The organism is Vibrio marisflavi CECT 7928, from assembly GCF_921294215.1.
In the GTDB taxonomy this organism is placed as follows: Bacteria; Pseudomonadota; Gammaproteobacteria; order Enterobacterales; family Vibrionaceae; genus Vibrio; species Vibrio marisflavi.
The window spans coordinates 513,182-538,778 of sequence record NZ_CAKLDM010000001.1 but is presented as its reverse complement, the minus strand read 5'-3'; the positions used below and the strand labels follow the sequence as shown (position 1 = coordinate 538,778).

The 25,597-nt window shown below is 40.6% G+C and carries 13 protein-coding genes and 2 pseudogenes; 6 read left to right on the top strand and 9 right to left on the bottom strand.

Annotated elements, in window-relative coordinates; translation table 11 throughout:
- Window positions 1-994 precede the first annotated feature (994 nt).
- The 5 genes and pseudogenes from L7A31_RS02405 to L7A31_RS02390 form a co-directional block, all read right to left on the bottom strand.
- Window positions 995-3,040 (bottom strand): hybrid sensor histidine kinase/response regulator, encoded by a 2,046-nt coding sequence (locus L7A31_RS02405; RefSeq protein WP_237359895.1) that lies wholly within the window; start codon window positions 3,038-3,040, stop codon window positions 995-997.
- A gap of 193 nt (window positions 3,041-3,233) precedes the next feature.
- Window positions 3,234-4,817 (bottom strand): annotated as a pseudogene (locus L7A31_RS22280) (SbcC/MukB-like Walker B domain-containing protein); the annotation flags it as partial.
- A 762-nt stretch (window positions 4,818-5,579) separates the two neighbouring features.
- Window positions 5,580-6,272, bottom strand: a pseudogene (locus L7A31_RS22275) (AAA family ATPase); the annotation flags it as partial.
- 1 nt (window position 6,273) lies between these two features.
- Window positions 6,274-7,416 carry an exonuclease SbcCD subunit D gene (locus L7A31_RS02395; protein ID WP_237359893.1) on the bottom strand — a complete coding sequence of 381 codons (1,143 nt, stop codon included), beginning with the start codon at window positions 7,414-7,416 and terminating at the stop codon, window positions 6,274-6,276.
- Window positions 7,417-7,536: 120 nt separating this feature from the next.
- Window positions 7,537-8,619, bottom strand: coding sequence for a ketoacyl-ACP synthase III (locus L7A31_RS02390; protein WP_237359892.1), 1,083 nt, complete (start codon window positions 8,617-8,619; stop codon window positions 7,537-7,539).
- 868 nt (window positions 8,620-9,487) lie between these two features.
- On the opposite strand from L7A31_RS02390, the gene adiA reads away from it, so the two are divergent.
- From adiA to L7A31_RS02370, 4 genes are all read left to right on the top strand, one after another.
- Entirely contained in the window at window positions 9,488-11,779 is a 2,292-nt protein-coding gene (gene adiA / locus L7A31_RS02385; protein WP_237359891.1) for an arginine decarboxylase, read from the top strand.
- An 82-nt stretch (window positions 11,780-11,861) separates the two neighbouring features.
- Window positions 11,862-13,283, top strand: a complete 1,422-nt coding sequence (locus L7A31_RS02380; RefSeq protein WP_237359890.1) for an amino acid permease — start codon at window positions 11,862-11,864, stop codon at window positions 13,281-13,283.
- Between the two features lie 150 nt (window positions 13,284-13,433).
- A complete protein-coding gene (locus L7A31_RS02375; RefSeq protein WP_237359889.1) occupies window positions 13,434-14,828 on the top strand; it encodes an APC family permease in 1,395 nt (464 codons plus the stop codon).
- A 337-nt stretch (window positions 14,829-15,165) separates the two neighbouring features.
- Window positions 15,166-16,575, top strand: a complete 1,410-nt coding sequence (locus L7A31_RS02370) for an APC family permease (RefSeq protein ID WP_237359888.1) — start codon at window positions 15,166-15,168, stop codon at window positions 16,573-16,575.
- Between the two features lie 50 nt (window positions 16,576-16,625).
- Here L7A31_RS02370 and L7A31_RS02365 read toward each other — a convergent pair whose 3' ends face one another.
- From L7A31_RS02365 to L7A31_RS02350, 4 genes are all read right to left on the bottom strand, one after another.
- The gene (locus L7A31_RS02365; RefSeq protein ID WP_237359886.1) at window positions 16,626-17,375 is read right to left on the bottom strand and encodes a type 2 periplasmic-binding domain-containing protein; all 750 of its coding nucleotides are present in this window, start codon (window positions 17,373-17,375) and stop codon (window positions 16,626-16,628) included.
- A gap of 132 nt (window positions 17,376-17,507) precedes the next feature.
- The gene (locus tag L7A31_RS02360) at window positions 17,508-18,881 is read right to left on the bottom strand and encodes an MFS transporter (RefSeq protein ID WP_237359885.1); all 1,374 of its coding nucleotides are present in this window, start codon (window positions 18,879-18,881) and stop codon (window positions 17,508-17,510) included.
- A 194-nt stretch (window positions 18,882-19,075) separates the two neighbouring features.
- Complete coding sequence (locus L7A31_RS02355; RefSeq protein ID WP_237359884.1) at window positions 19,076-20,530, bottom strand: peptide MFS transporter; 1,455 nt, start codon at window positions 20,528-20,530, stop codon at window positions 19,076-19,078.
- A gap of 443 nt (window positions 20,531-20,973) precedes the next feature.
- Complete coding sequence (locus tag L7A31_RS02350) at window positions 20,974-21,456, bottom strand: LabA-like NYN domain-containing protein (RefSeq protein WP_237359883.1); 483 nt, start codon at window positions 21,454-21,456, stop codon at window positions 20,974-20,976.
- Between the two features lie 201 nt (window positions 21,457-21,657).
- On the opposite strand from L7A31_RS02350, the gene L7A31_RS02345 reads away from it, so the two are divergent.
- Together L7A31_RS02345 and L7A31_RS02340 are read left to right on the top strand one after the other, a co-directional pair.
- A complete protein-coding gene (locus L7A31_RS02345; protein WP_237360736.1) occupies window positions 21,658-22,737 on the top strand; it encodes a cytochrome-c peroxidase in 1,080 nt (359 codons plus the stop codon).
- A complete protein-coding gene (locus tag L7A31_RS02340) occupies window positions 22,721-25,486 on the top strand; it encodes a response regulator (RefSeq protein WP_237359881.1) in 2,766 nt (921 codons plus the stop codon). The genes L7A31_RS02345 and L7A31_RS02340 overlap by 17 nt, the downstream gene beginning before the upstream one ends.
- Window positions 25,487-25,597 lie beyond the last annotated feature (111 nt).

Sequence of the window (25,597 nt, the reverse complement as noted above, 5' to 3'; positions counted from 1 at the left end):
ATAAATACTCACAAATTTAGAACCGACCAACATCACACTTTTATTTTATACTTTTTATTCATATAGTTAGAAGGAAACACAGTTAAATAAGGCAAATTCCTTACCTTATAATCTTACGCACTTGTAAGAGATATCTCACAAGCAAAATGGCTTATCTTGCATAGGCTGACAAACTGACAAAATCAACTTCACAGCCCCAAGACTAAGAATCTTGATGTCGGGCTCAGGTCTATGGGAGAAATTCAATAGAACTGTCAGTTTCTATATAGGAAAATCGGGCAATATATTGAGTCTGTTTTAAAGGGACTAGGCAGTGATGTGCCGTCGTTGGTTGGAGCTTATAGATTGCAAAGAACCTGCAAAAAAAAGAGCCCTTACAGCTTTCACTATAAGGGCATTTTCTTTCTTGCAGCAATCCAGCTACGTTTAGGTGCTCCCTGCATCTATTCCTTGATATATTGGCTTATCCTTAAGCGCTTTCCTTATCTTCGCCTTCCTAGCGGTGTCCTTTGCATTCCTTGCCCGTTGGTCATCCTGACTAACGTTCCACCCTTCCCTAGTGGAGTCCTACACGTCATCTTCCTGATAACGATTTTCCTTGTGTTGTTTCAACTTCATTTGGTAACACCATCCTAGTGAATACCTGTTGAAACTCTTTTCCTTAACGATTATTCATCCCCTTTGAATAATCAATCCTTCTTCCTGAAGGTTGTCCTTAACGCCAACTCCCTGTCGACATCTACAATTTACCTAAATCGGAGCATCGAAACAGGCCTTTTATCCAGTAAATTAAAATAAACCTATGTCACATTTAATTTTAATCTTTATTTATTAGTAACTTAATCAGACTGACGAACAATTACCATACAACCATAACTGCAAATACTTACATATTTGTAAGAGATCTCGCACAACCAGGTTAGATATAGTCAAATAGCAAGGGAATAGAGGGGGAACTAGATGTGTGATCTGTGTACTAAGCTAGGGAACTCACTCATAGCCAATCCGAAATTTTATCCATTAAAATCGTTCCCTCTGCTGGTTTTATAATGTAATCATTCATACCTGCACTTTGTATTTTATCTATGGATATTCTCGAACTATCTCCTGTATGCGCAAGAATTGGAATATCTGAATATTCGTGTTCTGAGTGGCGAATTACATTTGTCGCTTCTATCCCATCTACTTTGGGCATTTCAATATCCATGAGCACTAAATCAATAGGGTGCTCTTCTAGCTGCTGTATCGCCTGCTCCCCATCTTGGGCTTGAATGACGTGATACCCCTGCTTTTCTAGAAATATGGCTGTGTAGGTTCTGAGTGAATGGTTATCATCTGCAATCATAATGGTTTTTCCGTAAACCGTTGCTTTTTTTGGTACCAAGTTTCTGTCAGATAACGGAGATTCAAACATGAGTTCGTTAAAGACTTCCTGACTGTTGTTCAAGAAGTACGATTTTTCTATCGGGAATATCGTTAAGTGTCGATCAAAGTCACTGTGATAGGTATTGCGTTTATCATAGAGATAAACGATTCGACCTTCTGTAAACGTTAAGCGAGACTCTAACACTTTGAACTTATCTCGTTGACCAGACAAACTATCTAAATCGACCAGTACAATATCAAATTCAAACTCGTATTCTTGCTTATCTAGGGCTGCCGTCACATCAATACTATTTAAGCGATAGCCTTTGTAAAAGGATTGCTCCAACAGGTGTCGTTCCAACACCGTAGTATTGCCAATATAAAGTATTGACTTATCTCGCATTAATTCCATTTTAAGCTTTCCTACAGCAGTTGAATCGTATCGGGGAAACGATAAAATAAACTCGGTCCACATTCCTAATTCGGACCGACAAGAAATATCTCCTCCTACAGCCCCCATCACCTTACTGCAAAAGGGTAAACCCAACCCGTAACTATTACTTTTACCTACAGTGTAAAAATCCTTAAAGATATGCTCCATCACATCAGGCTCAATCCCAGCGCCACTATCTCTAAATATAAGCTGATTGTAATTTCCAACACTGCGGAGCATCACCGTAATATGGAAATCTGACGAAGACTGATAGTAAAATGCGTTTTTCAGTAGGTTATACAAAGAATACCTGAGTAATGTCTCGCTCCCCAGAAAATCAAAGTCCTTCAACACTATAAACTTTATCGCCTGCTCATCTGCAGCTTTTTTATACGGAAAAGATTTAATCGCTCCTTCAACCACTTCACACATCGAATGTTTTCTAAAAGTCGAAGTAGAGACTCTTGTTTCATCAATAGAAGTGAGAAGTAAATCAATGGTTTGGTTTGCATTCTGTATTGTCTCATCAGCATCAGTTACTATCTCTTCAATCAAGTCCAGCTCTTGATTGGATAGGTGATAATAAGCCCCATTCGCTTTTGTTTTACTAGGGATTATGGAGTTCAACACTTCAAAGGAAGCTTTTAAAGCACTCAGTGGGTTTCGCATTTCGTGCGCAATGCCCGCACCGAAAGATTTGGCGATAGAGACCTTGGTTTCGTGTTCAGCCTGATTTCTAAAATAGAACAATGTGCCAAACACATAGGTAAAGGTAAAAATGGGGATGTATTCCCATACAACGTATACGCTCGGCGCACTAGAGTTCAGTACATACGCTAGTAAATAAGCGGCAGCGATACATAGAATGGCTTGCGCAGCCATCACTCTCGTATCGTGGACAAGTAAAATATGTAGAAATATAGACGCCATAAACGACATGGTCCAAACCGTAGACCAATTGTTCATAAACATCATATATGAAAAGAAGAAAGGCAAACAAAGACCTACCGTTACTAAGTAATAGGCAGGGATGTACTTCTGTAACGACTTAGGAAAATACTTACGAAAAGCGATGCCAGAGAACAGAATCGCGCCAACAATCCTAAGCCATAAGCTTTCATAAGTTTGCGGGAAAATATAACACCAAACGTAGTAGTAGAATGGAAAGCCGACAAACCCCATCCACCCAACTAGCGTTAAGTTGGGCTCGGAGTACTTGTATATTTTTTTAATGACTTCCATAACTATTTAAACCACATATGGTTTTACTAACCAACAAACCTACAACGACCTTTATTTATATAGTTTATGCAATCGTTATGCCGCGACTGATACCAGCCTATTAACTTTTAGCATAGTTTCTACTATGCACCTTATTTATTGATAAAATATTAGAAATAGAACAATAATTATTTATAAAACTAATGATTTCTATCTAATTCATGACCTTGATATCGCTCCCAGTGCGACTTGCACTGACATCTACCCTAAGGGAAATCTGCTCTTTTAATTCACTAACATGGGATATAATACCGATTGTACGGCCCCCTTGCTGCAAATCAATCAAGGCTTGGATAGCCAAATCTAGAGATTCTTGGTCTAAGCTACCAAAGCCTTCATCAATAAACAAAGTGTCTAGTCGAATACCACCGCTGTATGACTGAACTACATCGGATAAGCCTAACGCCAATGATAATGCCGCCATAAATGACTCACCACCAGACAACGTCGCCACATCACGTAACTTGCCGGTATAACTATCTTCAACCATCAACTCTAAGCCAGAACCAGCATTACCCTTTGAGCGTCCAAGCTTACGTCTTAAGTCATAACGCCCTTGCGTCATTTTATTTAAGCGCTTTGAAGCTAGGATCAGCACGTCATCCAACAAGACACCTAGTACAAATCGATGCAAACTAACTTTTGCGCCAGTTCTTCCATTAGCGACATCACTTAACGTTCCCACTACTTGATATTGCTTCTCTAGCTCAATATTTTGGCTTTGTAGTACTGATAAACTTTGTTGCGCCTTTTGCAGCCTATCTAAGGTAGAAGTGGCCGAGGTAACAAGTTGCATTGCTTGTTTTTCTTGCTCTTCGCACTGCTTTGTACATTCTGCCAACTCAGCAAGGTTTGGTTGAGCACAACCTGACAGTTCATGTTTCAATTTGCTGACTAAAGCAGTCAAAGACGCGGCTTTCTGATTATAATCATTAAGCCACGCATCGATTTCTGCGACTTCCTGTTCCGTCATACAGCTATTCAAATACTGCTGTATATCTGTGAAGGAGCTTTCAGCTAACTTTTGCGACAGCGTTGATTGGTGTAAAGTCAGATCCGATTCTGCTTGCTGGATAAGCGAAGTCAGTTGTGATTGCTCCGCTTGAACTTTTGTCAGTTGAGAAGAAGCACTCTGCACTTTCTCTTCCGCTGCAATCACATTTTTCTGAATATTAGAGACTGTCAGTTCAATCGTTGCAATCTGCTTTTCGACACTTTGAGAGGATTGGTACTCTTCGGGAACGTCTCTTTTAATTTCTAATAACTTGGCTTCAATAGCCGCTAGTTCTTGTTCTTGCTGTTTCACCTTTTCTAGCTGAGATGCTTCATTCTTATTCTCTACTTGTTGCTGAGCCGTCAATTGTTCAAGCTGCGTAGCCAAATCTGTTACTGAAACTGATTGAATCGAACGAATTTCTGCAGCCAAGTTATTGAGTTCTTCAGTTACCTCTTCGGTACTATAGGAACAACCGACTAGTTGTTCTTCAATAGAGCTCATTTTCTGTTTCAAAGTAGCAGTAACAACTCTCTGCTGGCTCAGTTGCTCTTTGCTCTTGTTGGCTTCTGCTACAGCTGTTTGAAGCTTAACTTTAGATTGTTCAACCACCTCTAGAGTCACTTCAACCCCAGAAAATTCCGCTATATCGGGATGTTCTAGACTACCGCATACAGGACATGCCTGTCCTATTTGCAATTTCGTTGCTAATACCGCTGCTTGTGAAGAGTGCCATTGATACTCCACCTCATTGGTTTGAACCAATACTTGCTCAGACTTCTTAACTAACGCCAAGCTTGAGCTCTCTAACCTTTGCTCTACTTGTTGCGCTGACTCTAGCTGACTATTCAGAGATTCCTTTTCAGCCAAACTACTCAGGATAGACTTAAGTTGCTCAGTAGCCTGAATTTTAATTGGCAACTGAGTCTCAGCGAGTTTCGCTTTGTCATACTCAGCTTGTTTTGCCACAAGGGACTGGCTTAAACGTTCAATGGATTTTCTTAGGGAGTCTAGCTCTCCTTTTTCTCGACTAATAGAGTTCGCAATTTCCTGCCGCTGATTAGAGCACTCATCCACTCTAATCAGCTTCTCTTTCGTTGCTTTAAGCGTAAACAGTTGCTGCTCGTAGTCGGCAATGTGTTGCTGTTGTTTCTTGGCAGCTTTTAGCTCGGTCTCTGCCACGGAAAATGCATTGCTGGAAATTACTAATTGGTTTGAGAGGTTCTTACTGTCGTTTTGATAGCGCGTGACCAATTGCTTAGTATCATGAACCTTTTGATAATGCTCGTTTAAATAAGTCGCTCTAACAGCTTCATTTCTTCGTTTTTCTTTTTCACGATACTGATCCGATAACGACTTGTGCTGCAAAAGCTTCGCTTTTATGTCATTAAGTTCAGTAAATTTAGCCGCAGTTTCCAAAGCTTTCTTTTCATTAAGCTTTGCTTGCTCAAGTTGTTGTTTTCTTGTTCCGTATGTTTGTTGAAAGTCCGCCAAGGCATCTTCTTCAGCCTTTTTCTGATTCTTCAGATCGTCTTCATTCTCTACATTGGCACTATCTAAAACACCTTTAATCTGGTTGTCGTAGCCTTCTTTTTGCTTACGAATCCCCGCTGACTGGTCAAACAAAGCACGTTCGATTGCATTATAGATATGTGTCTGAAAAAGCTGACCGAATATCAATTCACGTTCTTTTGAGTTGGCTGTAAGTAGCTCGCGAAAACGCCCTTGTGGTAAAACCATTACCTGACGAAATTGCTTTGCATCCAAGCCAATCAATTCACGAACACACTTGTTTACTTCGGTTGGTCTAGAAGCTATGAGCTGTTGGTTCTCTATACTCAGTTCTACAAACTCTGCTTTATGGCTGCGTTTCGTCAACCCTTCACCACGCTTCTTTGGCAAATACTGATCAGGAGAACGAGTAACTTGGTATCTTTTCTGTCCTAGCGAAAACTCGAAGCGCACTTCGGTTACAAGGTTTGGGCTCGCGTAATCGCAACGCATTTGATCACCCGTACGCTCGTTACCCGTTGTTTCTCCATAAAGAGCATAACAAATGGCATCTAAGATAGAGCTTTTTCCAGCTCCAGTAGAACCATTGATTAAAAATAGTGGTGATTCCCCTAGCAGTTTGAAGTCTATGTTCTGGTTATCAGAAAAAGGGCCAAACGCCTGAATGGATAAAAAGATCGGCTTCATCTTAACTCTCTGATTGGCAGGTTAGCTGTTGAATAACTTGTTCAATGACTTCTTTTTGTGCTTCATTGAGTGAGGATTTTTGCGCCTCTTGGAAAAAATCTTCAAACATATCAATCTCGCTACGCTTAAGCGAAGCCGCGCCCAGTTCCTGCTCTACTCCGACTAACATGCCCGGTTTTTCTAAGTGCAAAATATTTGGATAGACAGTCCTGAATTTTTCCATAGGCTCAAGAATGGCGTGCTTATCCATTAATCGAACCAAAACATAATCTTCATTGTTTGGGTCGCTCTTAGCCGCTTGAAGAATCTCATCCATATTGCCTTCGATAACTCTCATATCGTGTCGTGGTTTTAAATCAATATGCTCCGACGTTTTAAAGCCATCCTTATCAAACTCAACCAGAGTCATCCCTTTTTTATGGTGCTGTTCAGAGAAGCTATACTTCATCAGAGAGCCTGAATAGCGGATATACTCAGCGCCCTTCTTCTGTGGTTGATGAAGATGTCCAAGTGCGACGTAATCAAAGTCGACAAAATGTTCATGACTGACTCTGTCTGAACCACCAATAGATAAAGGACGCTCAGAGTCTGACTCAATTGCGCCATCCACAAAGCAATGGCTAACTAAAACGTTTTTATGCTCGCTTATAAAACAATCCTTAATTTTATCCGCTAACAATTGGTGGGCTTCGTCGTGGGTCGACACAGGTTGTTGAAAATGATGTTTAACGCTTTCAGGGTCACTGTAAGGCATTCCATAAAAAGAAACTAAACCAGCTTGCTTAGTTTCAATAGTAATAGGTTCCACCATCTGATCGAATGAGCTCACAATATGTAAACCAGAAGCTTTCATCTGTTTAGCTCCGAAATTTAAGCGAGCCGCACTGTCGTGGTTACCAGGAATGAGAATGACTGGAGTCTTTAGCTCCTCACAAATAGTATTGAGAGTTTTATTGAGCAGCTCAATGGCCTTAGTGGGCGGAACAGATCGATCAAATATATCACCAGCGATTATAACGGCATCAACTGAATGGTTTTTTATATAGTCTATAAGCTGTGCGAGGAGGCTAGCTTGATCTTCAAGCAAAGAAACATGATGAAATTGGCGACCTAAATGCCAATCAGAAGTATGAAGAAACTTCATTGAAAACCTTTAAGCAAGTACGAACTTTGGCATGATACCAGTAATTTGCGCAACTCACTCTTTGTTATTGAATTAAAATAATATATAGCCTGTATTTTCTACAGGCTAAAGAATCATCGTTTATTTTCCGGAAGTACACTTCTCTATCGCAACTTGGAGTAATTCCAAAGCCGATTTGTCACAACTAGGCAAGCATGCTGTAGGTTGAGCAAGCGGCGTAACCCTCTCACCCCATTTAACTATTCCAGCTCCCCATGTAAGCCCAGCACCAAATGCTGCGATCAACATGTTGCTGTTCGGCTCTACCTTTCCTTGCTCCAATGCTTCACATAAGGCAATAGGAACAGTTGCTGCTGACGTGTTGCCGTAGTTTTGAATATTCACAAACGCTTTGTCACGTTCAATTCCCGACATATCACATAAGGTTTGTATAATGCGAATATTGGCTTGATGCGGTACAACAATGTCAATGTTGTCAGTAGATAAGCCTGCTTCCGTCAAAACTGTTTCTGCAGCTGCTCCCATCCCTTTCACGGCACGTTTGAATATTTCCTTGCCTACAAAGTTAAAGTCCCACAAGCCGTTATCAGCCGCGAATCTATCCATAGAGGTTCCCAGCTTGCTCACTGCCAGTATTTCTCTAGCTTCTGAGTCACAACCAATTTTAGATTGCTGCAACCCTACTTGCTTCTCAGTTCTTGAAAGTACGGCGGCGCCCGCACCGTCACCAAACAGTACCGCGGTATCTCGTTGACTCCAGTCTATATAGTAGGAAAGCCTTTCTGCACCGATCACAACAACATTGCGATAATTGCCCGCTTGAATAAGACGAGTTGCCGTTTCTAGCCCATATAAAAAGCCCGTACACGCTGCGTTTAGATCGAATGCAGCAGCGCCTTCTATCGACAAGTTCTTGGCAACATGAGAAGCAACGTTAGGAAGTTGTGAGTCTGCAGAGCAGGTTGCAACAATAACAAGATCAATTTCTTTCACTGATATGCCCGCACATGCAATGGCATTTTGCGCTGCTACAGTAGCTAAGTCAGAGGTGTCAACATGGCTAATACAGCGTTGTTCAATTCCTGTTCGGGTCTTTATCCACTCATCTGAAGTATCCAGAAAAGTGCTTAAGTCTTCGTTAGTTAAGACAGTTGGTGGGATACACTTACCCCAGCCTGTGATTTCTGCATAGTACTGTTTCATTGATTCCCTTTTGTGTTTGAAACTGAACCTGCACCTAGTATACGACGAATTGCATTTCAATGTTTCTCTAGGGCTTAGTTTTGCGAATTTAGTCAGTAAAAACCCCTATGAAGCGCATTTACTGAATATATAGTTATTCCAGTCACAATAATATTCCAAATATTATACCCACATCAATAATGTAAGTATTTTTTGACCAAAAATAAATATGAATATTTATATGATCATTTTCCTAGACAATATACCAATCAAAAACCAACGCTTTATATAACTATAGTTTACCCACTCCTAAACCAAAGCCGTAAATACCAGAAATACGATATATATACTTAATATAAAATCTAAAATATATTTTTTTATACTCTTAAAATACAATATCTTACATCACAAAAAAACGTTAATCTGGGATAATTGATCTAAATCAATTACTGATAAAATTCATAGTTTCAAAATATATTTAAAGGTTAAGGGATTTAATTTAAAAGATAATAAAGGGATATGCTTTTATAGTGAATAAAATCTCATTAATAAATAAATGAGATATAAATAGCGAGGTCATCATGAATATTTTCACAAAAGCTAAAGTTGCTTATGGTCCTTGCTTTCACTTTATTACAACCATACACAACATCAATATCACCCACTGTATAAGAGGCTTGATATCGAGTTCTGATCTAATGAACTGTATTCAAATGCAGTCTCCACTTGCCATTTCTAATAGTGCTGACCCAGATCCCCCAAAAACGTACTAGTTCAAATATGTACATTTTCTAAATAAACGAATTTTGGATACACGATTTACACACCCAAGTGCAAGTAACACTTGGCTGGGATTGTGATCCTCGCGAAAAATATAATGAGGCATAACATGACCAATAATGGCAATAAAAATTTAGCGTTAGTCCTTCACGAATCCCGGGAAGAAGGCGTTGTAATGAACTCGCTAAATAGACTTATCGATGAGCTAAAAAACGAAGGTGCTGAAGTACTTGTCGCAACTTCATTTGATGACTGCTACTCAATAATCAACGCAAACACTGCTGTCGACAGCTTATTACTTACCTCTTCTATGAGCGGTTCACAAAAAGAAGAGAATCAGCGCTTTTACACGCTGATAAAAAAACTAAAACACCGCCAAGAAAATGTTCCAGTGTTCTTGCTTGCTGAGCGTAAAAAAATAACTCTTAGCGTAAACAAAGAGCTAATGGAAAATATCGATGAATTTGCTTGGCTGTTAGAAGATACCTCAGACTTTATCGCTGGCCGTATCGTTGCTGCAATGCATCGATACAGAGAACAATTACTTCCACCACTAGTAAAAGCAATGATGTCCTATGACGATGTTCATGAACATTCATGGGCAGCGCCGGGTCACCAAGGTGGTGTAGGTTTCACTAAAACACCAGCAGGCCGCCACTTCTACAATCATTATGGTGAAGGTTTACTTCGCAGCGATATGGGCATCGAACGTGGTGCACTTGGCTCTTTACTTGATCACACAGGCGCATTTGGTGAAAGTGAAAAATACGCAGCTCGTGTTTTTGGTTCTGATTTCTCATATTCGCTAGTGACCGGCACTTCAGGTGCCAACCGCACAATCATGCAAGCATCAATGAAAGAAGACGACTTAGTCATTTGTGACCGTAACTGCCATAAATCTATTGAGCAAGGTCTGATGCTAACTGGCGCTCGCCCTGTTTACATGGTTCCAACTCGCAACCGCTACGGTATCATCGGTCCTATCTACCCAGAGCAAATGCAAAAAGCATCTCTACAAGCCGCTGCTGATTCAAGCACACTGACTAAATCCTTTGCAGATAAAAAGCCTGTTTACAGCGTCTTAACCAACTGTACTTACGATGGCCTTTGCTACAACTCAAAACGTGCAGAGAAAATCTTAGAAGAAAGTTGTGACCGCTTGCACTTCGATGAAGCTTGGTATGGTTATGCTCGTTTTAATCCTATCTACAACAATCACTACGCAATGCGCGGCGAGCCGCAAGAAGATTACGAAGGCCCAACAGTATTTGCTACACACTCAACTCATAAGCTGCTGAACGCATTGTCCCAAGCTTCTTGGATGCACGTAAGAAATGGTAAAGGAGCTATTAGCCAAGAACGTTTCAGCCAAGCTTATATGATGCATGCGACAACTTCGCCTCTTTACGCAATCAGCGCATCAAACGATATTGCGACTTCAATGATGGATGGACAAAGTGGTCTGTCTTTAACTAACGAAGTGATTCGTGAAGCAATTGACTTTAGACAAGCGATGGGCCGTTTATACAAAGAGTGCGACTGGTTCTTCAAACCTTGGAACGCAGAAACTATCACCGATCCTGAAAGCGGAAAAGTCTACCCATTTGAAGAAGCACCATCTGAATTGCTAGCTACTCATCAAGACTTCTGGAAAATGCATCCAGAAGACTCATGGCACGGCTTCAAAGATATGCCTGCTGACTGGTGCATGCTTGACCCAATTAAAGTGAGCTTGCTTTCTCCTGGTATGGGCGATGATGGCAAAATCCTAGATTCTGGTGTCCCTGCGTCTTTGGTAACAGCTTATCTTGGCCGCTTCGGTATTGTTCCAACTCGCACTACTGACTTCCAAGTGATGTTCCTATTCTCAATGGGTATCACCAAAGGTAAATGGGCAACTCTAGTTAATACACTGCTTAAATTTAAACAGCACTACGATGCCAACGCTCCGCTTGCTGAAGTGCTGCCTAACCTTGTTGAAGCTCACCCAGAAGTGTATGCCGATCTTGGCTTGAAAGACTTAGGTGACAAAATGTTTGCCTACTTGAAAGAAAGAGATCCTTCAAAACACCTAAATGAAGCGTACGAGATGCTACCACAAGCTGTAATCACACCTCGTAAAGCATTCCAAGCAATTGTAGATGACAACGTGGAGTTGGTGCCATCAACTGAATTGGTAGGTCGCGTTGCAGCAAACGCTGTTATCCCATACCCACCAGGAATCCCAATGCTTATGTCTGGTGAAAGTTTCGGTGATGAGAACAGCCCTCATATCAAGTATCTACAAAGCTTAGAAATTTGGGATAAAGAGTTCCCAGGCTTCGAACACGAAACAGAAGGTGCAGAAGAAGAGCACGGTGTATACCACGTATTGTGTATTAAAGATCTAGACAACGCATAACGGCCCTAGCTAGGCACCCTTTACATATCGTTTTGGGTGCCTTCCAAGAGCAAAACAAAATTCATAGAATTAAGGTCAAATTATGACAGTCTCTAAAACAGCCAAACAAATTGGCGTAATCGGTGCAACAGGGGTCGTTGCCGGTAACATGATGGGTACAGGGATAGCGCTTCTTCCTTCTAGCCTCGCAAGTATTGGTTCTATCACTATTATTTCTTGGATCATTACTACCATTGGTGCTCTGGCACTGGCTTACGGTTTCTCTGTATTAGGCAATAAAGATCCGCAAGAAGGTGGTCCAGTTGCTTACTCTAGTGAGCTATCCCCTGCCCTTGGCTACCAATCTGGTTTGCTTTACTTTCATGCTGGTTGGGTTGGTAACCTAGCAATGGCACTTGCTGGTGTTGACTACCTATCGGTATTCTTCCCAGCTCTAACTCAACCACTTTACGGCGGTATAGCTACTGTTATCGTTATCTGGCTACTTTCATTTGTGAACCTATTAGGTTCAGCGTGGATGAGCCGTTTAATCACCATCGCTATCGTTGGAATTTTAACTCCAGTTGTAATTACCGGTACTGTTGGTTGGTTAACATTCAACCCAGCGACATTCGCTGCAAACTGGCATATACATGCACACGTTTCTTCAAGCTCTGCCGTACTATCTGGTGTCATTCTTTGTATATGGGCATTCTTAGGTGTCGAAAGTGCTTCGGTAAACGCTGGCTTAGTTAAAAACCCACGCCGGACAATTCCACTTGCGACAATGTTAGGTACAGCAATTGCTGCTTTGGTTTATATCGCCTCATCTACTGCGATCTCTGGTATGTTCCCGGCATCAGATGTAGCAGCTAGTGGCGCTCCTTTCTCGCTTGCTTTATCACACATCTTCGATAGCTTAGCTCCAGCAGGTATCAGTGCAGCAACAGAACATTCCATGTCTCTATGGATAGGATACATCGTATCAGCGTTAACAGCATTTGCATGTCTGATTTCGCTTGGTACATGGATCATGATGATTGCGCAAGCAGCTTCTCGTTCAGCAAAAGATGGGGTACTTCCAAAAGTATTCAGTGAAGTAAATGAGAAAAACATCCCTGTAAAAGGTATCTTCATCCAAGCTATCCTTTCTACAGTATTGATGGCTGTAGTCAGCTTGATTGGCGTTATCTCTAAAGAAAACAGCCAAGACATGTTTGGTATGATCGCTTCAGTAACAGTCCTGTTCTCTGTGTTCCCTTACTTCTACTCGATGATTCAATGGATAAAAGTCGAGCGTATGACTGCGAAAACAGCAAAACACGCTATTTTCCCAATTGTCATGGCTGTAATCGCCATCGCATGGTGCTTCACAGCTCTTACTGGTGCAAGCTTCGCTATCTTAGTCACAGCCGTTCTTCTAATTAACGCAATGTTTATCCTGTACGCAGGCAAAGACAGAACTCAATTGGAGAAAAACATGGCAGAACTAAGACATAACTTAGATTCAGCAACCCATAGCTAAAAAAGATTCAGCCCTTTCATATTATTGAAAGGGCTGGTAAAGTTCGTCTTTTTTATATAGGAGATGGATAGCCTTCATAATAACAAATATTATTTATCCAACGCTCTGTTAAGCCTTGGTACGCGACAACAACTTTTATAAAGGTATTTTATGGGTTATCTCTCTTTACCCGTGCTCATCGGTCTGATCGTTGTCTCAGTCGATAGCGTAAGAAACATTCCTTCTTTAGCAATATTTGGCAATCAATTGCCTATATTTTTCTTATTTGCAATTATCCTATTTCTACTACCCGTTGCTTTCATATCTGCAGAGCTTAGCGCTTCGTTTTCCAAAGATAGTGAAAATGGCGTCTACCACTGGGTTAAACAAGCCTATGGCATGGACATGGGTATGTTTGCAATATGGAACCAATGGATCAATAGTTTGATTTGGTTCCCGGCAAATTTACTGTTCATTACCAGTACTTTTTTCTCCATTTTCTTTCCCAATATGGCTTCACACAAACCTCTCGTTGTCTCTACGATGATAGCAACGTTTTGGTTTATTACATTGATTAACCTAAGAGGAATTAAAGAGTCAGCGAAAGTGGCTTTCGTCTGTATGTTTTTGGGCGTGCTATTGCCTATCGGCACTTTGTTAATATCTTCCGGGTTATGGCTTTTTCATGGTTTACCTTCCCACTTTGCTTTTTCTGGCGGCTTTAACTTTGGTTCGGTGTCTCATAGTGTTTCTGCTCTAACTGTCATCATTACTTCATTCTTGGGAGTAGAGATCTCAGCGGTACACATTAATCGCGTCGCCAACCCAAAACGTACCTTTACCATCGCTATGTTGGTCGCCGCTGCGTTAATCGTCGCAATCATGTTTATTGGTTCTATAGCTATGGCAATGATGATCCCCGCAAGCCATCTGAGCTTGTATGACGGACTTGCTGAGACGTTCAAAGTTATTTTTAATCAGTTTGGTGTAGGTTACCTTGCCCCAGCGCTACTCGGAATGGTGGTCTTTGGCTCCTTAGGTGCTCTGATAAGTTGGACTATTAGCCCAGCAATCGGTATGGCACAAGCTGCTAGAAATGGCTATATGCCCCAGTTTCTCGGTAGGAATAATAAAAATGGTGTGCCGCGAAACATACTTTTCGTACAAGCCGCCATTATTACGCTACTTTGTTTGAGTATTGGCCTATTTGACAATATGAATGACTTTTACTGGTACTTAATCTCGCTCAGCACGGCAATTTACCTGCTAATGTATATCGTCATGTTTATGGCCGGGATAAAGCTAAGAAGGCAAAATAAAGGACATGGTACTTTATTAAAAAGCAATACCCTATTCTATGGCGTTTCTTTTGCTGGCCTCATCGGTGTTATTGGAACATTTATTGTCGGTTTTTTCCCTTCTAAACAAGTTTTATCAGGAATGAGCTTGTCTCAGTACGTGCTTCAATTTGGTTCTGGCATCATCATTGTTTCGATGTGTTACTTCCTTTTTGTCGCTTATCGTAAACGTTCGTGTTGTATAGTTTCCGAAAATAGAAGTAGTTAAGCGGCAATATCCATATATTTTCCCCACGATTACCGTGACCCGTTGAGAATAAATTACTTTTATCGAACGGGTCACCTATTTCCTGCTCAATTTAAGTTTTTATTTTAACGTAGCAAATTTGTTGCAATACTGTGATCAAAAATAATCAAATCAAAGCGCGAATATTATATGCTACTAGTTACGCAAACTTTACTGCATTAATATTCAGTTAAAGGTTATTTTTATTCATTTTACTTTTAATATCTAATTAATGCTGTTAAAGTAGCGACCTAATAGAGTTTGGCGAGAGGGAATTCACCGAATGGTTTTGACAACTACTTAATTTTACAGGTATTTTATGGGTTCTCTTTCTCTCCCGGTTCTTATCGGCTTGATTGTTGTCTCAGTCGATAGCGTTAGGAATATTCCATCCCTTGCTATTTTCGGTAATCACCTCCCAATCTTTTTCTTAATTGGTATTTTATTTTTCCTTCTGCCTGTGTCATTTATCTCTGCGGAGCTAAGTGCTACTTTCTCTAAGGACGAAGACAATGGTATCTACCATTGGGTAAAACAAGCCTACGGTAAAGATATGGGCATGTTTGCTATCTGGAACCTTTGGATTAATAGTCTGATTTGGTTTCCAGCCAATCTCCTATTTATTGGTAGTACATTCCTTACTATATTTTTCCCGAAAGTGGCTTCACACCAGTCAATCTTAATTGCGGTAATGGTTGGCATTTTCTGGTTCATCACACTATTAAACCTAAAAGGGATAAAAGAGTCAGCTCGCGTTGCTTATGCTTGCCTACTTTTGGGTGTCATCCTGCCAATCGTAGTTTTATTGGCATCAGCAGGTATCTGGGTATTCAATGGCTTGCCAACTCATTTCACTTTTCACCACGGTTTAGACCTTGGCTCAGCTTCAAGCAATATGTCAGCGCTTATGGTGATTATTACTTCTTTCCTAGGCATAGAAATTACCTCTGTACACATTAATCGCGTAGCAAATCCAAAGCGTACGTTCACTATTGCTATCCTAGTTGCCTCAATTTTAATTGTTGCTCTTATGTTTGTGGGTTCTATTGCAATGGCGATGATGATTCCGGCTGAGCATCTAAGCTTGTACAATGGTTTAGCGCAAACCTTCCAAGTCATCTTAGGGCAGTTTGGCTTAGGCTACATGGGGCCAGCTCTTCTTTGTATGGTGGTATTAGGTTCTGTTGGCGCACTTATTAGCTGGACTATCAGTCCTGCTATCGGCATGGGCCAAGCAGCAAGAAATGGTTATATGCCCAAAGCACTAGGAAAATTCAATAAAAATGGTGTTCCTACAGCGATTCTTCTTATTCAAGCAGTAATCATTACAGCATTCTGCTTTGCTATCACCTTGTTTAAGAACATGAACGATTTTTATTGGTATCTTATTTCTTTAAGCACTGCTATCTATCTCCTAATGTACATGGCAATGTTTATGGCTGGTATAAAACTGCGTAAAACGAGCACTAAAAACGGTACGCTGCTAAAAAGCAATACGATGTTTTATTTAATCTCAGTTGCTGGTTTAATCGGGGTAATCGCAACATTTATCATTGGCTTCATTCCATCTAGCCAAGTCCTACAATCGGAGTCTCTGACTGCTTATCTGACGCAGTTTATCTCGGGCGTAGTTATTGTATCTCTATGCTACTTTGGCTTCGTTATCTACAGAAGACGTAACTTAAAATCCGAAGCTGTAGAAGCTAGAATTGTAGAAAATAGTATTTAACCCTGAACGTCAATTTGTTCACTTTAAAGCAGCCTTAAACGGCTGCTTTTTTATTCTCCAATGCTTAGCGGGGTAAAGTTTGCCTCTTTACGATATTTTTCAAATAGCCCTTCTTCCTGCATGTCTTTCATTGCCGAATTAAGCTTTGGTATAACATCTTGATAATTTTTATGGATGAACATGTAAATTGGCAGCTCCTCCATAACTCCTGCGATATAAATATTTGCTTGGGAATATTTGTCTTTCTTCAAGAACTTATACACATTTACATCACCTTCAATGTAAATGTCTACCCTATTCTTAGACAACAATTCTAAACCTTGTTCGACCTTCACCACGCCATGAATGCTCTCACTTGGAACATGCTTAGGCAAAAACTCTTCTATGATTTTCGTCCCTATTCGGTAAGTGACGACTAAATCTGTATCGCTTAAACTATTCCAACCATTCAAGCCTAACTTTGGGCGCTTGATTGCCAAAGCAACAAAACGCACAGAATAATGGGGAATTGATAATCGAATCAAATTGGTATGCTTATCGTTGTAATTGCGGACACGGGATAACTCTCCCGCTGCTTTGACACCTCTATCTGAGATGATCGATGAACGTTTGTTTGGGGCTTGCTTATAACTGAAATCATAGCCAATTCTACGGAAGGCTTCTGTATATAGCTTTATCAAGTAGACCGTAGATGGGTTATCTTCATATTTTCCACCTACAAATTGAATTTCTGCCAAGTCAGAATCAGCTGCAGATTGAAAAGAAGCAATCAAAAAGATTAAAGCAAAGAGGCTTTTCATAGACAGTCCATTGTCTATTAATAATTATTGAGTATAGAGTACTGAAGAGAGACTCCCCAAGGTGAAGGACTCGAATTTATTCGAGCCTGAATTCATACCTAGGTTTTCTCTTATTTGTTCGGTAGAGTTTGCCTAACGACAGTTCGATTTAACTAAAGAGTAACACCCTAACACCACCGCCGATGCAGCAAACAGAGTAAATACTGTGAAAGTGTTGGACATAACGCTTAGGTAAGCGGTCTTGTGATAACGTACTTCACCATCACCGATAATCATGGAGGTAATAACAGTAACCACAAGCATACTGATCACCATGCCTAAGCTACGTGTTTTCGCAGACAATGCCGATACAACGCTTGTCTTACTTTTGTCTGCAGAGCCCATAATAATGGTCATGTTTGGTGAAGAAAATAGTGCGAAGCCTATCCCCTGAAGCAAAAGTATAGTTATGATGTACGCGAGGCTAGTGTTATTACTGATTTGAGTAGCGAGAATACAGCTTAGTGCAATGCTAGCAGTTCCCACTGTGGCGAATGCTCTTGGAGAATATTTATCGGATAACCTTCCCGCAATTGGAGCGCAACATGCCATAACGACGGAGCCGACAATCAAGATACGCCCTGCAATTTCAGCATCATAACCACGCAATACCTGCAAATACAAACTAAACAGGAAAGTCGCACCGAAAGCACTCGAATATATAAGCATCTGAATTAATAAAGATTCTCTTAACTTTACATTGTAAATAAGATCTCTAATATCCAGTAAAGGACATGGAGAACTGAGCTCTACCTTGACAAAAAGCAGTGCAACTAACACACCAATACCAATCAAGGTATAACCCATGCTTCCTTGATTTAGAGAAGCACCACCAAGTATGACCATCATTAGGCTAGCCACAATTAAAACAGAACCAAGGTAATCAAACTTCTCTGCACTCGTTTTCAGCTCACTATTGATAGAAGCAAAGCTAAGCAATGTCGCTGCCGCCATTGGAATAAAACTAATCCAATAAACCCAATGCCAACTCAGCGCTTCGGTAATTATTCCAGCTATAAATGGCCCACTGGCGATTCCCGCATAAATCGCACCGATAGACATGCCAAAAGCTTTTCCACGGCGCTGTGGAGGTACAACTTCCGTAATAATGGCCATACTCGTAGAAGCAAACATTGCCGACGCAATACCTTGGAAGAAACGCACTATCAGCATCCAAGTAATATTTGGTACAAAACCAATGAGTAGTGTAGTAAATGCAAATAAGCCTAAGCCAAGCTTAAACATCAGCTTTTTATCAAACATGTCGCCTAACTTGCCCATCGGCAAGAGGAAAGCCGCACTGCTGCCAAGATAAATTGTCTCGATTAGACCCAGTGAAACGGCATCGGCGCTAAAGTCATGACCAATAGATGGAAGAGTGACACCAACGCCAGAAAACATAAACGGCGCTGCAAATTGAGCCAGAATAATAATATATAGAAAAAGCGGGTTCTTGCTGTTAGTCATGGTAAGCACTACAAAGAAAAAACATATTGTAACGCTAGAAAAAACAATGTCGATTATTGTTCGGCTTAGGGTTATAACATTTACTTATCTTTACATTAATCATAGGCGTAACGCATTGATTAAGCTGGCTTTAGATACAAAAAAGGGAGGCTAAACCTCCCTTTCAAGATTCTAATTTACCGTACGACACTGCTCTAAGGTAGAGTCTTACGAGTACAGAAATTTAGCACGATTGATAATACGAACCCAGCAAGTGCAATCATAAAGATAGTTTGGAACACCTCGTGATATTTCGCTGCTGCTTCTGTCAAGCTCAGAACTTGCCCGTGTGCTGTCTCAACCGAGGACGCTGAAGCAATCCAAGCTGCTAGGTAGTTTGCTATAGATCCGCTCGCCAACATATAAATACCTGCAAGAGTACCTGTTGAGTTAGCTGGATTTAATCGAGTAATTGCAGCTAAAGCAACCGGGTCGATGAATAGCTCAGCAACACCAATCAAACCTAGGCCAATTGTCACCCAAAGCATCGAAGTATGGCCTGTTTGCATAGCTAAACGCGAAGAGATGTTGATCAATAAAAAGCCAGCAGTTAAGAATAAGAAACCAGTACCAAGTTTAGAGAGAGTCTTAGGCTTGATATTGAAGCGTGCCAATAATTTCCATGCCCAAGCAACAAATACACCACCAACAATGACAGCAAACGGGTTAATCGACTGATAGAAAGAGGCAGGGATAGTCCATGAGAACAGATGCTTGTTTACGATACGTTCAATAAACAAGTTGATTGAACTACCACCTTGTTGGTCAAATGCCCAGAACAATGTACCAAATGCCATGAATAGTACGATCGCCCACATGTTCTTGTGGCCTTCTGAATCACTACGTTTATAGATTTTAATCATCATAAACAGTGCAGCAATTCCAACAACAGTCAAAACATATCCAGCCCATAGGTTTGCCAGCATTACCGCAAAAAAGGCAACACCTGCAGCAACACCTAGCAGCAGAACAATTGAGTTTGGTAAGCCTGCAGTAGAAGAAGTCATCACTTCTTTATTGATACCAGCGACCTCTTTGAAGGCACCTCGACCAGAGAGGAATACCAACAAACCTAACAGCATGCCGATACCTGCAATACCAAAACCAGCGTGCCAGCCATATTGCTGAGCAAAGTAACCTGTAGCAATAGGCGCAATAAAGGCACCAACGTTACTACCTACATAAGATAAAGAGAAACCAGACTCACGCATGGAATCATGGTTTTTATATAACTCACCTAAAAGACAGCTGGAGTTGGTCTTAAAGAAGCCGTAGCCAACGATAATAAGCGCCAATGCAGAGTAAAGTGTTGTGTTGTCGGTAGACGGGATCGCTAGTACAGTATGCCCCGCGACCATGAGCAATGCCCCGATGACCACCGACCAGAAATTACCAAGATACCTGTCTGCAATTATCCCACCCAAAATTGGCGTAACGTATACCAATGAAGTGTATGCACCATATAGTGCATAAGCATGCTGATCCGTAAACAGTAGTTTTTGAGTTAAATAAAGGATCAATAAGGCACGCATGCCGTAGTAGCTAAAAAACTCCCAAGTTTGAACACTTATGACGTGAAAGACGCCTTTGGGATGAGATGAGTTGCTCATAAAATAAAATTCCGTACTAACTTAACTAAATCAAATAATTAAAAATCTAAGTGAATAATTGCAGTTAGCGACACGTTGGTCTCAGCCAACCTGTGCGCTATTTATTCCAAATCTCAGACATGAATAAGCAGTTTTGAAAACTGCATGTTCTAAATGACATGGTAAATCCCACTAAAAGTGAATAAAAATTCAATGAAAGCATACCGTATTTAGTACCAAAGCCAAGGATTAATTTGAATCATTTATCTATACTTTCGCCATATATAAAGATAAAAAATTACAGTTTGGATTTTATACGATACATATCAATAAATTAGAGCTGAAACACACAAAATGCGTCTTACAATAGGATTATTTTCGGTCTTTAATGTTTTGTTAATGAAACAAGCCTGCTAATACCGAGCCCCATTGTTCGACGATTAATTAACCAAGTATTGGTAGTGTTAGCCCTTCTTTATCAAAAAGTCTTCGGTAATCGGGGTGAATTGATCAGCAGCATCAATTAGGTTTTGAGCAGTTAGACTCGGTACACCATAAACTTCAACTTTATTGCCAAACTTATTTTGGATACGCTCGACTAAGATCTCAAAATCGCCGTCACCAGAAACCAGAACTATGATATCCGCTTCCTCTGCTAGCTCTATTGCATCTAGTGCAATCCCTACGTCCCAATCTCCTTTACAGCTGCCATCCATCCTTTGAATAAAAGGTTTCAATTGAACATTGAAGCCGACACCTCTCAATATATGGTGAAACTGTCTCTGTTTAGGATCTTTACTAGAAATAGCGTAAGCGTTCGCAGCTACGACTTCACGCCCTTGAGTCACTACATACCAAAACTGGTTGTAATCGAAGCCTGATTGGTATTTATCTCTGGTTGTGTAGTACACATTTTGTACATCAACCAAAATTGCTACTTTTTTCATTCTTGCTGGTAAATATCTAATATGCTTGCAGCTTGTATAACAATAATTGATGCCGGAGTCCATTAATACAACTCCACATGTATTAAAAACCGATTTGTAAATACGACATTAGTTGAATAACTCTAATATGCATCTACTATTACAAGATAAAAATAAATAATCCACACAAACAATAATGACAACTCGGACGTCAGTATGGATATTAAGACATGGCTAGTCTTCGTTAGCATTGCTGTAGCATTATCTATCGGTGGGTATGCGTTATCCACGCATTGGGCAAGCCCAAGTACATTAAATGGAAAAATTCAGGCTTACCCAGACAGCCACAATACAGGAAAAGCTTACGATGCCATGTCTAAGCAAAACGCTGCATCAAAAACACTTCGACAGTTAGTGAGCCCCATTCCAACACAACCTAATATCGATAAAGAAAAAGCTAAAATTGGCTGGCTTTTGTTCAAAGATCCCAACTTGTCTTCTAGCGGAGGTGTCAGTTGCGAATCCTGTCATGACCTAAGAAGTAATGGAGCAGAAACAACCGAGGTATCGGTGGGGGTTAATGGACAAGGGAGCCGAAACTCGCTCACTGTTTTTAACGTTGGCTTTAACTATCGCTTCTTCTGGGATGGGAGGGCCAATAGTTTAGCCGATCAGCTAGACGGCCCAGTCCACAATGTGCTTGAAATGGACACCAACTGGTCGGAGATAACTCGCTATGTTCGCAGTTCTAAGCGCTATCCAAATATGTTTGGACACGTAGATTTAGACATAAACGAGCGAAATATCAAGGCCGTGTTAGTCGAGTTTATGCTCGGGCTAACCACTCCAAGCTCACCGTTTGATCAATACTTGCTCGGCAATCAATCTGCGTTAAATGAGCGGCAAAAAAGAGGATGGGAAAGCTTTCAACATGAAGGCTGCATAAACTGTCATCGAGGCGTCAATATCGGTGGCGGAATGGTTATGCGTTTTGGCTATTTTGGCGAAAATAAAATAGGTGAAAACCGTACAAATGACACTGGAAAGCATAGCTCAACACAAAATACGAAAGATATGTACTTGTTCCGGGTCGCTAGCTTGAGAAATGTTGCTGAAACCGCCCCATATTTTCACGATGGCAAAACTCATTCATTACGCGAAGCAATACAGATCATGGCTGAAAGTCAGCTCGGTAAAACATTTGATCAACAAACCACAGACGATATTTACGCTTTTTTGACCACTTTATCGGGAAAGCGACCAAGTATATTGGAGGAGTTTTCCAATGACTCGAATCGATAAAACTCTGCTGATTTCAGTGATATTGGGAAGTGCTCTGTTAACTGCCTTTTCTACAATTCTCTATATGAAATACACTCAACTTTCCAACTACCGCTCTTCCGTAGTTAGTATTGGGCACACATTAATTGAGTTGAGAGATGAAGTTACTCAGCACGCCCTGAACCCCAACTTAGAGCCCTACCAACTGGCTTTCTCTACAGTCGAAGCGGAAAACAAAATAGAAGCTATGGTCGATGAATACCATACCTCGAGGCTGAATATATTCAGATGGGGAGATAAAGCGACTTACAACGCTCTGAACAGTTTTCGAAAAGAAGCGCTAAACATTGCAGACTCAATAGATCATTCTGTGGGTCTCATTGTGATGAAAAAGTCGCTTCTATCCTCGTTAACTCAGCAGCTAAATCAACTATCTATCGCTAAAAGCAAGCCATTGCTTTCTGAATCAGCAGAACAGCAAATTATCATTCAGGAACTAAAGTCTGGCAAATTTGAGTCTAGTGTCGTAGGGAAACTTGCCCCACTTATCCGCACCTTCAATGAAGTGGAGATATTAAAGCATCAACTATTTAGCTTTCTTCTATCTCCCCAGACCACAAAATTTGTCAACCGTTCAGAAGCAACACTTGCTCAGCTATCGGCAAGTATAAGATCAACTCTACTGCTATTGCTTTCGACAATTTTCATCGCTGTCGCGGGAGGACTATCTTTTGCCTATTTGATAAAAATGAAAAACCTCAAACGAAAGAATTCTCACTATAAAAAAGAGATAACTAGCTTAAACAAAACCAACCTTGCAAATTCGATTTTCTCTGATTCTATAAACCACGAACTTCGAACACAAATGAGTACTGTCGTGGGGTTAGCGCAAGTGACTAAAGAAGAAAGCAGCAATTCTGAAACTAGAGATAATATGCAAGCCATTCTCGATTCTGGTCAACACTTAATTTCGTTAATCAACAACATGGCGTATTTGTCACATAGTGGTAAAAACAACGTTGTGTTAGAACGCACCCCCTTTTTCATTCAAGACGTTATAGATTACTCAGAGCTCACACTAAAACCACTCGCGACTAACAAAGATCTAAACTTTGCCATCACAAGTTTAGTGCCAGACAGCACCCAATTTATTGGTGACTATGAAAGATTGCTGCAAGTGGTTTTCGATGTAACAAAAGGCGCTATTCAAGGTACCAATCAAGGTTGTCTCGAGTTGAGTTTTCAGCTCCAAGGCTCCAGCAATATCCTCGAAATAAGCATATCTAACAATAGTTCGGACATTTCTACCAAGGAGTTGCAAAACCTATTCACTCCGCTTGAAGAAATTGCGCTATCGGAAAATATAGAACTTGGTGAATCCAGCCTCGGCCTCTCGATTGCAAGCCAGATTGTTAAACAGATGGGAGGTAATATTTCTGCCACTAATGAGTCTGGCATCGGCTCTACTTTTATACTGTCATTGCCATTTGAAACCGACAACGTTGATCGTTTTACAATACCGATACACGCTTCAGTACCAGCAAACAATGAAGCCATTGAGCTCATAGATATTCTCATTGTCGAAGACAATCAAGTTCACGCGATTGTCATGCAAAAACTTTTGACTCCATATGCGAAGAATTTAGTCTGGGTTCCAGACGGTGTCAGTGCGTTGCAAGTACTCGAAGACACTCAATTTGACCTAATTTTTATGGATAATCATATGCCAAGTTTAAATGGCATCGAAACTATTCAGCGTATTCGCAATCAATTGAATCTAAGCACGACGATTTTTGCTTGTACATCCGATGTATTCAAAGAAGCGCACGATAGACTACTTGACGCTGGTGCCAACTTTGTCCTAACCAAACCTCTACAAAGTAACAGCTTGATTAAAGTGCTCGAACAGTTTTCTGATAAGTGCAAAAACTCTGAATTAACCGACACTACAATGAATAACGTAGTTGAATTGGTTCGCTTCCCTATAAATAAATTGAGTATGACCGAAGAAGAGGTATCAACAAGCCCTTTACTCCATGATATGGGCTTTTCTGAAGCCGAGAAAAATAACCTGCTCACATCTCTATGTTTAGAACTGGAAGCAAAGTCTGTACGACTGATAGAAGCATTCGCTCAATCAGATACAACTGAAATGCATAAGGTCTTACATTCCATCGCTGGAATGACAGTAGAATTTAGAATGACAGAGATGGCTTCACTGGCAAAAGTCGCCGAAGAGAGCGTAAGAAAAGGCCAAATACCCGATCCAGAGTTATTGCAAAAGCTAGTGAACCTAATGAATGTTAATTGCCATCAAACACATCGATTGCTCAGCACCCTAAACAGCAGAAAAGAAAATCAGTCCAAACTTGATACAAAACGCATACTTGTTGCAGAAGACAACAACGTCAATCTCATAGTGATAACTAAACTGTTAGAGTCTATGGGTTTTAAAGATATTGACGTTGCCAAAAACGGTGAGGAGGCAGTCAACTATGCGAAACAGCATTCTTACTACGTCATCCTAATGGATAATCATATGCCAGTAATGACAGGCATTGAAGCCTCAAAAATAATAAAAAATCAAATTTCACCTTCTGCCGATATCATTGCGTGCACGGCTGACGCAACTGTAGAGACTAAACAAGAATTTATGCTAAGTGGGGTGAGCGAGGTGATCTTAAAACCAATTGACAGAGAGAAACTTACCAAAGCATTGTCGACTATCACGGAAAAAGACAATATAAGTGCGTACAAAAACATAGGTTAGTGGATAACGACTGTTGTTTACGTATTCATGTACTAATTCAGATTAATCTAACAGTTACTCGTTTCTTCTATGCTGGTAACATGCAAACGATACCTGTATGCTACCAGTTAA